The 13024-nt window shown below is 56.2% G+C and carries 14 protein-coding genes, 1 tRNA gene and 1 pseudogene; 7 read left to right on the forward strand and 9 right to left on the reverse strand.

The window, feature by feature from the left end; translation table 11 throughout:
- The first annotated feature begins 10 nt into the window (after positions 1–10).
- Positions 11–712 (forward strand): DUF6776 family protein, encoded by a 702-nt coding sequence (locus LKR43_RS13840; RefSeq protein WP_227684731.1) that lies wholly within the window; start codon positions 11–13, stop codon positions 710–712.
- A gap of 72 nt (positions 713–784) precedes the next feature.
- Here LKR43_RS13840 and glnQ read toward each other — a convergent pair whose 3' ends face one another.
- The 6 genes from glnQ to LKR43_RS13870 all read right to left on the reverse strand — a co-directional run bounded on the left by glnQ (position 785) and on the right by LKR43_RS13870 (position 5832).
- Positions 785–1513, reverse strand: coding sequence for a glutamine ABC transporter ATP-binding protein GlnQ (gene glnQ, locus LKR43_RS13845; protein ID WP_227684733.1), 729 nt, complete (start codon positions 1511–1513; stop codon positions 785–787).
- Positions 1510–2349: an ABC transporter permease subunit gene (locus LKR43_RS13850; protein ID WP_227684734.1), complete on the reverse strand. Its 840-nt coding sequence runs from the start codon at positions 2347–2349 to the stop codon at positions 1510–1512. The genes glnQ and LKR43_RS13850 overlap by 4 nt, the downstream gene beginning before the upstream one ends.
- A gap of 111 nt (positions 2350–2460) precedes the next feature.
- Positions 2461–3216 (reverse strand): glutamine ABC transporter substrate-binding protein GlnH, encoded by a 756-nt coding sequence (gene glnH / locus LKR43_RS13855; protein ID WP_227684737.1) that lies wholly within the window; start codon positions 3214–3216, stop codon positions 2461–2463.
- A 144-nt stretch (positions 3217–3360) separates the two neighbouring features.
- Complete coding sequence (locus LKR43_RS13860) at positions 3361–4146, reverse strand: MetQ/NlpA family ABC transporter substrate-binding protein (RefSeq protein ID WP_227684739.1); 786 nt, start codon at positions 4144–4146, stop codon at positions 3361–3363.
- A 19-nt stretch (positions 4147–4165) separates the two neighbouring features.
- Entirely contained in the window at positions 4166–4825 is a 660-nt protein-coding gene (locus tag LKR43_RS13865; protein WP_227684741.1) for a methionine ABC transporter permease, read from the reverse strand.
- Entirely contained in the window at positions 4822–5832 is a 1011-nt protein-coding gene (locus LKR43_RS13870; RefSeq protein WP_227684743.1) for a methionine ABC transporter ATP-binding protein, read from the reverse strand. Before LKR43_RS13870 ends, LKR43_RS13865 begins: the two co-directional genes overlap by 4 nt.
- A gap of 405 nt (positions 5833–6237) precedes the next feature.
- Between LKR43_RS13870 and LKR43_RS13875 the strand changes: the two genes are divergently transcribed.
- The gene (locus LKR43_RS13875) at positions 6238–6609 is read left to right on the forward strand and encodes a pyrimidine dimer DNA glycosylase/endonuclease V (protein ID WP_227684744.1); all 372 of its coding nucleotides are present in this window, start codon (positions 6238–6240) and stop codon (positions 6607–6609) included.
- A 98-nt stretch (positions 6610–6707) separates the two neighbouring features.
- Here the strand turns inward: LKR43_RS13875 and LKR43_RS13880 are convergent, their stop codons facing one another.
- Entirely contained in the window at positions 6708–7205 is a 498-nt protein-coding gene (locus tag LKR43_RS13880) for a hypothetical protein (RefSeq protein ID WP_227684746.1), read from the reverse strand.
- Positions 7206–7420: 215 nt separating this feature from the next.
- On the opposite strand from LKR43_RS13880, the gene LKR43_RS13885 reads away from it, so the two are divergent.
- From LKR43_RS13885 to LKR43_RS13900, 4 genes and pseudogenes are all read left to right on the forward strand, one after another.
- Positions 7421–7561: a hypothetical protein gene (locus tag LKR43_RS13885; RefSeq protein WP_227684748.1), complete on the forward strand. Its 141-nt coding sequence runs from the start codon at positions 7421–7423 to the stop codon at positions 7559–7561.
- Positions 7562–7736: 175 nt separating this feature from the next.
- Positions 7737–8348: a hypothetical protein gene (locus LKR43_RS13890; RefSeq protein WP_227684755.1), complete on the forward strand. Its 612-nt coding sequence runs from the start codon at positions 7737–7739 to the stop codon at positions 8346–8348.
- A 232-nt stretch (positions 8349–8580) separates the two neighbouring features.
- Positions 8581–8715: pseudogene (locus LKR43_RS16335) on the forward strand (helix-turn-helix domain-containing protein); the annotation flags it as partial.
- Between the two features lie 14 nt (positions 8716–8729).
- Positions 8730–9722 carry an integrase gene (locus LKR43_RS13900; protein WP_227684757.1) on the forward strand — a complete coding sequence of 331 codons (993 nt, stop codon included), beginning with the start codon at positions 8730–8732 and terminating at the stop codon, positions 9720–9722.
- Between the two features lie 24 nt (positions 9723–9746).
- Here the strand turns inward: LKR43_RS13900 and LKR43_RS13905 are convergent.
- Positions 9747–9822: transfer RNA gene (locus tag LKR43_RS13905), tRNA-Lys, on the reverse strand.
- Between the two features lie 124 nt (positions 9823–9946).
- Between LKR43_RS13905 and LKR43_RS13910 the strand changes: the two genes are divergently transcribed.
- On the forward strand, positions 9947–10738 hold the full coding sequence (locus LKR43_RS13910; protein ID WP_227684758.1) for a metallophosphoesterase: 792 nt from the start codon (positions 9947–9949) through the stop codon (positions 10736–10738).
- 46 nt (positions 10739–10784) lie between these two features.
- On the opposite strand, the gene LKR43_RS13915 is transcribed toward LKR43_RS13910, so the two are convergent.
- Positions 10785–12998 (reverse strand): glycoside hydrolase family 31 protein, encoded by a 2214-nt coding sequence (locus LKR43_RS13915; protein ID WP_227684759.1) that lies wholly within the window; start codon positions 12996–12998, stop codon positions 10785–10787.
- Between the last annotated feature and the right edge of the window lie 26 nt (positions 12999–13024).

A 13024-nucleotide genomic window follows, 5' to 3' on the forward strand; every position in this document is an offset into this window, starting at 1 on the left:
ATAATTACCCATGTTCGGTTCCTCCAAGCGCCATGTATTCAAGCCCACGGCATACGGCACAACCCGCCGCACACGCCGCATCCCCAGATGGTTGGTCTTGATGCTTACTGGCGTGGTGCTGGGTGCCGGCGGCCTGCTGTTTCTGCAGAAAAGCTATGGCCCTACGCGCCTGACGGTGCAACAGTCCGAACAGTTGCACTACGACCTGAACAGCGCCAACATGGACAAACAGCGGCTGCAAACCGATCTCAGCCGCGAAACCCGCACACTGGCTGAAGTACGCACCCAACTTGCATCGCAGGCAACCGAGCTTGCCAGCGCCAAGGAACAGCTGGAACAGGCCAAAAAAGATATTGCCATGTTTGCCCAGGCCATGCCCCCCGATCCACGGGGTACTTCGCCCGGCATCCGCGCTGCATCGTTCACCAGCAGTGAAGACCTGCTGAATTATGAGTTTCTGGTCATGCAGGAAGAAGGAAAAACCGCACTGTTCCAGGGCAAGGTCGAGCTGACCGTAGCCGGGCGCTACAGCAACCGGAAGTCAGGCCACATTGACCTCCCCCCCTTTGACCTGGAGCTCGAGCGCTACACCCATGTAGATGGAAACGCCACCATGCCAGAAGGCTTCACTCCCCGTGAAGTCACAATCAAGATCATGCGCAACGACTCCGACAAGGTGGTTGGCACGCGCACCATACGAGTCGTCAGGTAAAAGGCACAAACGCAGCAGAGGGGCCTGGCCGGTAAAGCCAGGCCCCTCTGCTTTTACAGGCTGGTTATCTGATCAGGCCACGTGCTGCAGAAAGTCTTTCAGCCTCTGGCTGGGAGGATTGCTCAGGAGCTCGGCCGGAGGACCATCTTCGGCAATCTTGCCCTGATCGATGAAAATCAGGCGGGTACCGACCTTGCGGGCAAACTCCATTTCGTGCGTAACCACCACCATGGTCATGCCTTCTTCGGCAACGTCCTGCATGACCTTCAGCACCTCGTGACGCAGTTCGGGATCAAGCGCCGAGGTCGGCTCATCGAACAGCATGAGTTTGGGACGAATCGCCAGCGCCCGGGCAATGGCAACACGCTGCTGCTGTCCGCCCGAAAGCTGGCCGGGATAATTGCCCATTTTTTCGGCCAGGCCCACCTTGTCAAGCAAAGCCTTGGCCTCTTCGCGTGCCTGTGACTTGCTGACGCCACGCGTGTGCACGGGCCCGAACATGACATTTTCCAGGGCGGTCAGCTGAGGAAAAAGATTGAACTGCTGGAACACCATACCGGCTTCGCGACGCAGCTCGCGGACCTCGGGCCCGCTGCCACGCACGCTCAGGCCATTGACGATGATGTCGCCCTCTTCTATGTGTTCCAGCACATTGATGCAGCGAAGAAGCGTGGACTTGCCTGAGCCGGACGGGCCCACCACGACAACCACTTCGCCCTTCTCTATGGTGAGGTCTATGCCATTCAGGACTGTGCTGCTTCCAAAGCGCTTGACGACATTTTTGAATTCAACAATGCTCATACGATTTGCGTCCTGTGTTCAATGAATTTGAGCGTGAGCGCAATGATGCCGGTGAGGATCAGGTAGAGCACTGCGACGGCACCCCAGATCTCGACCGAGCGGAAGTTGCCCGCAATGATTTCCTGACCCTGGCGCGTAAGCTCGGCAACGCCAATTACGATAAACAGGGATGAGTCTTTAAGACTGATGATGCACTGGTTACCCATGGCCGGTATCATGCGGCGCAACGCAACGGGCCCAATGATATAGGCAAGTACCTTGTAGAACGGCAGGCCCATGGCCTCACCGGCCTCTTTCAGGCCTTTGGGAACAGATTGCAAGGCACCGCGCACGATTTCTGCAATATAGGCACCCGAGTTGATGACCAGGGTGAAAATGGCAGCCAGCACGGCATCTATGCGCCAGCCAAATATCAATGGCAGGGCAAAATAGATGAACATGACCTGCACCACGATCGGCGTACCACGGATAACCAGAATGTACAGTTGCGCCAGAAACGACAGGGCCACCGGTATATAAGCTGCAAAACGTAGCAGCAGCAGCACGGCCACCACTATCTGTATGGCCAGCCAGGCCCAGTCGGGCACGCCCGACAATACGGTTCCGCCCAGCCACGAAGCAAGCTGCAGCAGTATGTAAAGTGCAATCAGGGAAGCGACGGCGATAGCTGCTGTTTTCCAGGTAACCAGCACCTTGACGTAAGTCGTGATCACGCCCGTCAGAAAACCCAGCAAGGTACCGCCGATCAAGCCCAGCAAGGTGATTTTTATCGTCATTTTTGCGCCTTCAAGCAGGCTGGGCATTGCATCCCAAATGACTGACCATTCAAAAGTCACGGTAATCGCCTTTAAAAATGGGCGCCGCGCAGCTGCAGCAGGCGCCGTTCCGAACAAAAAACGGCGATCCGGTGCAAGAAACACCTGATCGCCGTACCAGGTTGGGTCAGATTACTGGACCTTCTGACCGAACCATTTTTCGTAGATGGCATCGTACTTGCCATTGTCTTGCAAGGCTTTGAGCGCCTTGTTCACAACAGGGACCAGCTCGCTTCCCTTGGGGAAACCAATGCCGTAAAAGTCGCCGCTTTTCAACGAACCCACGACTTTGACGCGGCCTTTACCGCCAGTCTTGGCAAAATACTGAAGATTGGGTGTGTCGTGTACAACAGCATCCACGCGCCCTGTGGCCAGTTCAAGGAAGGCGTTGTCGATATTGGGGAACAGTTTCAGCTTGGCCCCGGGAACGTTTTCCTTCAGGTAATCGACCGTTGCAGTGCCTATCTTGACCGCAACCATTTTGCCGTCAAGATCCTGTGCCTTGGTGATGGCGTTGTTGTCTTTGCTGACCAGCAGCGCCAGGCCGCTTTCGTAGTAGGGGTCGGAGAAATCAATGACCTTCTTGCGGTCGTCGCGTATGGTGATACCTGCCAGGGCAACATCGACGTTACGGGTTTGCAGGCCAGGGATAATGCCATTGAAATCCATGGGGCGCAGGCTGTACTTCAGGCCGGCTTCCTGGGCAATGGCTTCCCACAGCTCGATATCGAAGCCCGTATATTTGCCATCTTGCTTGAACTCAAAAGGGACAAAGGCGGTATCGGTTGCAACCAGCAATTCTTTGTCTTGTGCCATTGCGCTGCCAGCGGGCAAGGCCAGTGCCAGGGCCAGGCCGGCCAAACCTGCCAGCATTTTATTTTTGATCATATATTGACTCCTTGTAATGGACGACGGGTGCCCTGCAATGGGGCTATGACGCGCTCTGTTGCTTATGACAACAGACGTTACAGCGTATGGTAACCGAAAAAAAGCGGCTTTAAGCCGCTTTGCATGGGTCAGGTTTGATGCCGGTCAGAAGGCCGGAACGATGGCACCCTTGTATTTTTCTTCGATGAACTTGCGTGTCTCGTCACTGTTCAGAGCCTGCACCAGCTTCTTGACTGCCGCGTCATCCTTCCTGGCCTGGGTGGTGACAACGATGTTCGCATAGGGTGAGTCTGCCCCTTCGATGAACAGGGCGTCCTTGACCGGGTTCAAGCCGGCTTCCAGCGCATAGTTGGTATTGATCAGGGCAAGGTCAACATCAGGCAGGACACGCGGCAGCGTTGCAGCCTCGAGCTCACGGAATTTGAGCTTCTTGGGATTCTCAACAACATCACGCGAGGTCGCCAGGATATTCGCCGGATCCTTCAGTTTGATCAGACCTTGTTTCTGCAGCAGCAACAATGCACGGGCACCGTTGGACGGATCGTTAGGCAGAGCAATCTGCGCCCCCTCTTTCAGGTCTGCAACGTTCTTGATCTTGTCGGAGTACGCGCCAAAAGGCTCTACATGGACCAGGCCGACGGTGACCAGGTCTGTTTTACGCTCTTTGTTGAAGGAGTCCAGATAAGGCTGGTGCTGAAAGAAATTCACATCGATCTGACCATCAGCCACCTGCTGGTTGGGCTGCACATAATCGGTAAACACCTTGATATCCAGCTCGACACCCTCTTTGGCCAGGACTGGCTTGACCAGCTCCAGCAATTCGGCGTGCGGCACCGGCGTTGCAGCAACACTAAGCGTTTCCGCATGCAAGGCAGCACTGCCCAGCAGCGCAAAACCAGCAGCGACGGAGACGATTTTCTTCAAAAACATGCTTAACTCCTTGAAAATATTATTTCCGGTTCAACCTGGCCACCAGGCGATCACCAAAAACCTGCAATAACTGAACCATTACAACAAGTATGACGACCGTCACGATCATGACGTCAGTCTGATAGCGCTGATAGCCAAAGCGCAAAGCCAGGTCACCCAGGCCCCCTCCGCCGATAACGCCCGACATGGCCGAGTATCCGACCAGCGCGATGGCCGTCACGATTACTGCAGCCACAATACCGGTGGTGGCTTCGGGCACGAGCGCCCACAATACGGTCTGCCTTGAGTTTGCACCCATGGCGCGGCACGCTTCAGAGACGCCAGGATCCAGCTCACGCAATACATTCTCGACCAGCCGTGCGAAAAAAGGTGCAGCACTGGCGACCAGGGGCGGCACCGCCCCTTCCACGCCCAGTGAGGTACCCGCCAGAATACGTGTCATGGGAATCATCACGATCAACAGAATCAGAAAAGGCACCGACCGCAACACATTCACGACAAACGACAAGACCTGATAAACGGGACGGTTGTCCAGCATCTGGTTCTTGCTGGTCAGGAACAGCACTATGCCCAGCGGCAGGCCTATCAGAATCGTAAACAGCAACGAGAAACCGGTCATGAGCAGGGTGTCGATGGTCGCTTCACCTATCAGGGCCCAGTCCATATTGGCAAATATCATGGCTTGAGCTCCTCGCATTGCACCCCCTGCGCGGCAAACAGACCGGCGAGCCGGTCTTGCGCCTGGGCATCGCCCTGTATCGACAGCACCAGCTGGCCGTAGGGGGTATCTTTGATGCGGCTGACCGAGCCCTGCAGAATGCTCAGATCAAGATTGAGTTCGCGGCTGGCGCGACTGAGCATGGGTTGTAAGGTCGCGTCACCACGAAAACTCAGCCTGACCAGCCGGCCTGAAATGCCTTGTGCCATCTCGCGCCAGCCTTCGGCGTCCATGCCGCTCTCGGACAACAGCGCCTGCGTGACCGCATGCTGCGGATGCAGAAAGACATCGAGAACTTCACCGCACTCGACAATGCGCCCGGCATCGATAACCGCCACACGGTCGCATACGGTACGGATGACATCCATGCCATGCGTAATCAGCACGATGGTCAGGCCCAGACGTTTGTTGATATCGAGCAGCAACCGCAAGATGGACTGAGTGGTTTCAGGGTCCAGAGCCGAGGTCGCCTCGTCGCACAGCAACAGCTCGGGACGGCTGGCAAGCGCCCTGGCAATCCCCACCCGCTGCTGCTGCCCGCCCGACAATTGCCTCGGATATTTTCGGGCATGTTCAGTCAGCCCCACCAGAGCAAGCACTTCGTGCGCCCGTTCGATTTGCTGCTTCCGGCTCATGCCGGAAAGTCGTAGCGGAAAGCAGACGTTGTCCATGACAGTGCGTGAGCGCAGCAAATTGAAATGCTGAAACACCATACCCACGCCCTGCCGGAACTGTCGCAGTTGCGCCTCGCTCAGTGCGGTGATGTTTTGTTCGCGTACCCAGACCTGGCCCTGCGTAGGGCGTTCAAGCAAATTGAGCATCCGTATCAGGGTGCTTTTGCCCGCCCCCGAACGCCCGATGATGCCGAACACCTCGCCCTGCCTGACATGCAGGTCGATACCATCCAGGGCGTGCATGACACGACCAGGTGATTCATAGGTTTTACGGATATTTTCTAGGCGGATCAAAATACAAACTTAGGCGTAACAGGGTGATGTCGAGTGCGCTTTTGGCGATGCAGGCTTTTGGCCAAACGTGTAATTTAACATGACCAAAAGAAATTATTAAGCGCAGCCTAATACCGTTTGGGCATATTGAACATACTTAAAATAATGAAGCGAGCGCGCAAAAGAAAAGGCAGCTTTATTAAAAAAGCTGCCCGAACTTTCAAACCAGCTGAATGATGACTGCGTTCAGCCTTGATGGCATTGCCACGAGAGGCGTTGCGGCGCAGGGGATTTTCATAGGCTTTTGTAGCCTCAAAAAGGAGGCGCCCCGTGACTCGAATGAATCAGCGGGGCGCGAGGGGCTGGGTGTAACAGCCTAGGAGGAGACAACTGGTATAAAAGTGCTTTACGCTCAGAATCTATCGTATGACCCGAATCAACTGCGTTCCTGTAGAAGAACTCAGCGGCCCTCATCTCGTTGCTGAATACCGGGAGTTGCCGCGTGTATTTGCACTGGCGCAGAAGGCTGCGCTGCGTGGCAGCTTTACTCAACCGCAGGCGTATACACTCGGAAAGGGCCACGTCCTTTTCTTCTACACTCGTCTGGGCTACCTCGCCAAGCGTCATTTGGCGTTGATCGAGGAAATGAAGCGACGCGGCTACAAACCGACCTTTACCGGGGTGAAGCCAGAGGACTTTCCTGATCTGCCAGACTCTTATTGGAACGATTGGGAGCCGACGGGCGACGCGATACAGCTGAACCGAAGACGAATCGAAGAACGAAACGGAAATAAATAAGCCCCACCGATTGGCAGGGCTTACGATTCTTCAGGGCGCAAGACGCCCCGACATGAGTATTATCGCTGTGAATTCATCCACTGTCAATGCGCACAGTATCATTTCACCAATCCTTTTCTCTTCAATTTTGGCCACAGGGCCATCTTTGCCTCTTGATACGCTCGATGCTGATCTTCGATTCGCGGGTTACGGTGCACCGCCTGCCGCGTCGTCCTGTTGCGCATATGCACACTAATGGCCGCGCGCTGCATGACCGGCAACTCGTCTACACACGCCTCAACTGCTTCAGCTGTGATGCGCTCCAATAGCTCGTCCCTGTCTGAGCCGGTAGCGTGGGTATCACCCTTCTCCGGCTCGTGCCCCTTGCATGACACGGAAACCCTTGGCGCCCCCAATGCCGGCAGATAGGCCCGCTCGTACCGGTACCAGGTCTCAAGCAGCTCTTCGATCTGTAAAGATTCATCCTGCGTCATTGGCTTTCCTTCAAATAATGCCTCAATGCCTTCCCTCTCCCTTTCCTGCTTGCCCTGCTTTGATCTGGCGTGCTGGCGCTGCTGCTGCTCCTGCTTGCGCATCAGGACGCGCTCAGGGTCCATTCGTTCCCAGCGCTCAGACCAGCTCACATGCGCCAATACCACGCCAGATACGCCGCGTAGGTGAAAGTGAACATTTCAACGATAGCGGGCTTCGGATAGTTGACGATGAGGCGGAGACTCTTGAGGGCAACTGGATCGATAGCGGCGACGAACCGGATGGATACATCCGCACAGGCTACATCTAAGAATGGGAGCACTACGCAACCTTCATCACCATGGAATCGGCGCAAGAGTTCGCCGATGCCAAAGGCGAAGGTTTCCGCGTTTATGTCGATAGCGGCTGCAGAAACCACGAATGGAAGGCACTGCGGGCATTCCTGCTCGATATCGCCCGCCGCCGCATTGAGGGGGAGTGATGAAAACCTGCCCTAACTGTGGCTCGGACAACCTGCTTGTCTACGAGCGAACAGCATATGACGTAAACACAGGCCATTTCTACTGCCACTCAAGCAAGACCCACGACGACGATGCTGAATGTCATTGCATGGGCTGTGACTGGGAAGGCAAGCGCAGGGACTTAAAGGAAGAACAATGACCCAACAAGACAAAGACCAACGCGCCGCGTTTGAGGCGTGGTGGGAAACCAAAGATCGTTCGCCATCCCTAAAAGAAGGATGCTATTCAGTTTGGCAATCCGCCATCGCCCATGTCCGCCAGCAGCGCTACAAGCCAGCATTAAATCAAGACTGGATGTTTGACACACCCTCACAACCTGCCGAGTCGCCAGCCAAGCAATCCTTGACGGTTGACGAGCCTACTGACGCCCAAAATATTGCTCACGCCGAAAGCTGTACAGACGATGACTGCGAGCGGTGCGAGGCAATGCTGGAATTTTATATGGCCTGCGACGGCTGCGGTCGGGTGGGAAATAAAAATGCAGATGGCTGGGTAAAGAAAGCCGACCAGTATTTTTGCCTTAAATGCGCAGAGCCGGTGAAGGGGCCGAGTGCCATGACGCCAGAACGTGCCAGTATGTTCTTGTGCCGTTTCAAGCTCGAAGAAAAAATGCTTGGCCCAAATGAGCAGGCAGCACTTGATTATGCCCTGCAAGCAATTGTCGGCATCGCGGAGCAGCAAGCACAGCAGGACGCGCCGACGCCCGAGGAAGACGAGGCCTGGAGCGAACTGGAGAAACGGCAATGACCACCCAAAATATTATTATTACCCCCCTATGCCCGCTCGTGACTAGCGAGAGTCTGGGGTTCGAACTCCCCTTGCCTGGGGATAACTCCCAGGGGCCCCCGGTTTTCGCTGGCGGGCTGTGGATAACTATGGAGGATGGCCATGACTGAGCGCATAGCCGAGGTGCTGGCCGTAACAGCCAGGTGGTTGAATCTACCCGCCCCCGTGGCGGGTTTTTGATGGGAGATAGAGAATGCTCTCTGTAGTGCAAGCTGCGCAGCATCTGGGAGTCTCCTCCCGGACAGTCTATGATCTAGCTGCGCCAACCGGCCCGATACCCTGCCATCGAATCGGCAGGCGTGTCCTTTTTTCGATGGACGATCTTACCGAGTACTTACAATCATGTCGATCTATAAAGACAAAAAACGCGGTTGCCTCGTATTCGACTTCGACCGCATCATTAACGGCCAAAGGGTCCGATCTAGAAAGCTACTTCCGAAAACGTGGAAAAAGCCCCAGGCTGACGCCTACGACCGCCAAGAATCAGCGAGGCTCTACGCCGTTGCATCTGGTATCGAAAAGCCAGACGGCCTGATTGAAGACGCCATCAAGTTATATCTGAAGCACAAAGTTCCAGGCCTGAAATCTGGCGAAAACATTGAAAATGAGCTTGCTTTGATGTTTTGGTCCTATCAAGGGAAGAATATGGGCGACCTTGCCCAAGTCTGCCGGGACTACCGGGAAAAGGCGCTCAAAGATGATGGCTCGCCACTGGCGCCGGCTACAATCAAGAATCGGATACGTTACCTGACATCGGCTTGCCGGTATGCGTGGAAGCATCACGGTCTTGGGCTTCACGACCCAGGCGAGAAAGTGGAAGTGCCGCCGGTGAACAATGATCGTCATTACTATTTGACCCGCAAGCAGGTGCTTATGATTGCCAAAAAGTGCCGGTGCCAGTCCGCCAGGGCCGCGATCCGAATCGCTTTTTATAGCGGCATGCGCATCTCGGAAATCTTACGGGCCGATGCTGTTGGGGGGAATTTCGTCTTGACAGACACCAAGAACGGAGATCCTAGGATGGTGCCTATCCATCCAAAAATACAAGCTTGCCTGAAAGTCCCTATGAGGGATCGATTCTGGATATCTAAGCGTTTTAAAGAGGCGGCCCGAGCTATCGGGTTGGGCTATGTCCGTTTTCACGACTTGCGGCATTCGTCGGCCAGCGCGATGATCAACGTGGATGTTGACCTCTACACGGTGGGCGGCGTACTCGGGCACAAGTCGGTAGCCAGCACCAAGCGCTACTCGCACCTTGCTACATCGAGGCTTAGGGGAGCGCTTGAGCGAATTGCCAAGAAATCCCCCAACGCCAAAAAGAAAGAGGCTGCGTGAAATCACGCAACCTCTTGAAATAGTTGGTGGGTCGTGCGCGGCTCGAACGCGCGACCAACGGATTAAAAGTCCGGTGCTCTACCAACTGAGCTAACGACCCAACCTAAGACAGCTATTATGACTCTTTTTTTTAAGCGTGTCAAATTAGCTGCGGCGCAAAATACACAGTCACGTCTGGTGGATTACGATGTATTGCACCCGGCCATTACCCATGGAACATCATCATGCCTGCCAGTCAAGAACCCGTACGCCTGTCCATACTTTCAGATCTGCATTTGAGCAGGGGCGGCCTTTCCCTGCCCTCGTCGCAGTTTGACATAGCGATACTTGCAGGCGACATCAGCCGGCCAAAAGAAGCCATTGCCTGGGCCCGGGCATTTACCAAGCCAGTGCTGTATGTGGCAGGCAATCATGAGTTCTACGGCAGCGACATGAAGGAAACCATAAGCCTGTTGAAGCATTATGCCGACGGCACGCAAATACACGTACTGGATAACGAAGCCATCGTGCTCCATGGCATACGCTTTCTTGGCAGCACACTATGGACGGATTTCAATCTCGAAGGCCCGGGTAAAGCCCGCGATGAGGCCATCGCACACGCACTGAAATTCACCTACGATTTCAGCCGCATCCGGTCCGGCACCAGGCCCGACAGCAACCTGACCCCCGACGACGTCGAAGCCCTGTTCCGGCTTAATCGCGCATGGTTGCGGCAAAACCTGGCCACACCTTTCGACGGGCCTACTGTCGTCATCACGCATCACGCCCCATCCCCCAAAAGCATACATTCGCGCTTTGCAGGCTCGCCCATCAATACCTGCTTTGTCTCGAACAGCGAGGATCTTATGGATGAGGGCCAGCCCGCCTTGTGGATACACGGTCACACACACAACAGCTTCGATTACCAGGTCAATCAGACACGTGTAGTCTGCAATCCGCGCGGCTACACGAAAGACGGCATCACCGAAAACCCAGACTTCGACCCTGATCTGGTCATCACACTGAATGGGAAATAAAAAAGGGCTTAGGCCCTTTTTTATTTCCCCGAGGTTTGCAGCACAATCAGCGCGCCCGCGATATGCGGACTTCCGCCCCGCGCCGCTTGACCTCGAGACCTTCCGACGGAAGGATACGCAAGCCTTCCAGGCCCTTGATATAGCTGGATCCCTGCATTTGCATGACACGAATCTTGTTGCGCATGACCACCGGGCTGTGCTCGGGCATGCCAAACATCCAGACCTCGTCGAGGATGCGGGCTGAATTGAAGTCACCGGTATGCTGGGCGTTTGGCCCCAGACACAACATATGGCCCTCGCGGCCAAACAACGGCAATGTATCCAGGTCGGCGTCGACAGTCCAGGTCGTGCCGCCCTCGTAGCGCCAGCCGGTATTGAGATCCCACCATGCGTCGCCTTCGGGCAAATAGACCTGCGTCTGCTTGCCCGGTTTCAGCACCGGCGCCACAAGCAGGGCCGGCCCCAGCAGGTACTGCGTATCCCAGGCTTGCGCCAGAGGATCGGAAGGGAAGGCAAGCGCCATGGAGCGCTGCACCGGCAGGCCTGAACGAACTGCGTCTTCGATAATCCCCAGCACGTAGGGAATCAGCCGGTAGCGCCATTGCAGCCAATGCCGCACCAATTCCTGAATTGCCGCATCAAACGCCGTAGGCAACAGGGCCGGCAAGGCCTGAAAACTGAAATTGGCTGAAAAGACATTGGCAGCGAGCCAGCGTATATAGAGCTCTGGCGTCATGTCCTTGACAGGATGCTGCGCGGACCCCAGCGTGTGTGTTTGAACCGTAATGCCGTTGTCGCCCAGCGAGAGTGCCGTGCGCAGGCTATGTTCAAAGGCCGCCCAGTCGTTGCCTGTGCGCGGGCCGCGCTGCCAGGCAAAACGCTGCGCCGCAGGAAAGACGTCGCTACTGATGACCACGCCTTCTTGTGGTGTTTTATGCCCCGCAACCGCATCAAACAAGGCGCGACGCGCCAGCAAGGGATAAACCGTGCGCAAAATGGCGCCGGATTCTCCGCCGCGCGCGGTGATACCGTCGGGGATATCGAATTGCGCATTGCAGACGGGCGCCCCCAGGCCTTCGTCGAAAACCTGGCGCTGACGCTCTGACCAAAGCTTGTAGACGTCTTTGTGCGTGAGATCAAGCAAGCCGAAAGGCTGGCCGCCACTGGCTTCATTGCCCTCAAAAACGTGGGCATTGCCGTCATCGTCGATGAGGAGCCAGCCACGGTCTTCCCATTCGTCGAACATTTCGGTGCCACGCAGCACTCCCGGAAATGAAGGTGCTGCAAACTGCACGTTCAGTGCCTGGGCTCGGGCGAACAGATCGCGCGCATCGGGGACACGGTTGGCATCCCACTCAAAGGCCGGCTTGTCGGCCTGAAAGCCGTACGCAGCTGGCGCCGCCAGGCAGACGGCATCGAGCCCCCACTGCTGGTCGCGGAAGGTTTGCACGACAGCCAGGGTATCTTCCACACTCTGACCGCCGGCCTGATCGAGCCAGACACCCATGGGCCAGAGACCCGGCTGGCCGGCACGACCGGTCAGGGCCGTGTACTGATTCAGGATTTCTGACGGTTCGCCAACAAACAGGAAGAGGTCGAGCACACCGTCAGACAGCGAAACCTGGTACAGATCGGGATCGGTGTCGCCCAGATCATGCTTCACGCAAGCCAGGGTATTGAAATACAGGCCCCACCCTTTGGTGCTCCAGACCAAGGGCAGCGCTCGCGCACCGTGCTCGTCGGAGACTCTTGTACTGCCGCGCTGATCCAGCTCGGTGCTGGTTTCTCCGGTGCCATGCAGGGCGTCGTCGCCATCCAGCTCGAATGCAAGATGCCAGGAGGCTTGCTGCTTGTCGTGGTCGCATGCCAGTGCAAGCCCGGAGCTACCCAGCACACAATCTTCACCCTTGTAAACGAACAGCTGCAAAGGAGACTGCGTGACTTCCAGGGTAATGTCACCCTGCTGAAGCCGCCAGCCGCTATGCGGTGCTTCGGCAATGGAGCTGACGGCCAGCTCGCCTACCGGCTCGTGGCGCGCCAACAGCATCTCGGCGTGGGCACGGGCCCGCGCGCCGGGCTTTTCGTTATGCAGTACACCCGCTTGCGCACAGCGCAAGCGGTAGACGCCCGGAGCATGCGCTTCAATCAGAAGCTGCATATCGGTGTCAGGCACGGCAAAATCGGCTCGTGTCGATTTCGAGGTTAGAAAATCCAGGGCAACAAGTTGCGTCACGTGATCAAGGTCAGACTTGGGCGGCACAGCGCAATCCTCGGGGCTTACGCCCA

Origin of the sequence: Pusillimonas sp. MFBS29 (assembly GCF_020687695.1) — a bacterium.
Taxonomy (GTDB): Bacteria; Pseudomonadota; Gammaproteobacteria; order Burkholderiales; family Burkholderiaceae_B; genus Pusillimonas_C.

Bases quoted from the DNA above. Each gene is read 5' to 3' on its own strand.
- glnQ (WP_227684733.1), bottom strand. From the start codon at position 1,513: ATGAGCATTGTTGAATTCAAAAATGTCGTCAAGCGCTTTGGAAGCAGC.
- LKR43_RS13865 (WP_227684741.1), bottom strand. From the start codon at position 4,825: ATGATATTTGCCAATATGGACTGGGCCCTGATAGGTGAAGCGACCATC.
- LKR43_RS13885 (WP_227684748.1), top strand. From the start codon at position 7,421: ATGGAATCGGCGCAAGAGTTCGCCGATGCCAAAGGCGAAGGTTTCCGC.
- LKR43_RS13910 (WP_227684758.1), top strand. From the start codon at position 9,947: ATGCCTGCCAGTCAAGAACCCGTACGCCTGTCCATACTTTCAGATCTG.
- LKR43_RS13875 (WP_227684744.1), top strand. From the start codon at position 6,238: ATGACCCGAATCAACTGCGTTCCTGTAGAAGAACTCAGCGGCCCTCAT.
- LKR43_RS13890 (WP_227684755.1), top strand. From the start codon at position 7,737: ATGACCCAACAAGACAAAGACCAACGCGCCGCGTTTGAGGCGTGGTGG.
- LKR43_RS13840 (WP_227684731.1), top strand. From the start codon at position 11: ATGTTCGGTTCCTCCAAGCGCCATGTATTCAAGCCCACGGCATACGGC.
- glnH (WP_227684737.1), bottom strand. From the start codon at position 3,216: ATGATCAAAAATAAAATGCTGGCAGGTTTGGCCGGCCTGGCCCTGGCA.
- LKR43_RS13880 (WP_227684746.1), bottom strand. From the start codon at position 7,205: ATGGACCCTGAGCGCGTCCTGATGCGCAAGCAGGAGCAGCAGCAGCGC.
- LKR43_RS13900 (WP_227684757.1), top strand. From the start codon at position 8,730: ATGTCGATCTATAAAGACAAAAAACGCGGTTGCCTCGTATTCGACTTC.
- LKR43_RS13860 (WP_227684739.1), bottom strand. From the start codon at position 4,146: ATGTTTTTGAAGAAAATCGTCTCCGTCGCTGCTGGTTTTGCGCTGCTG.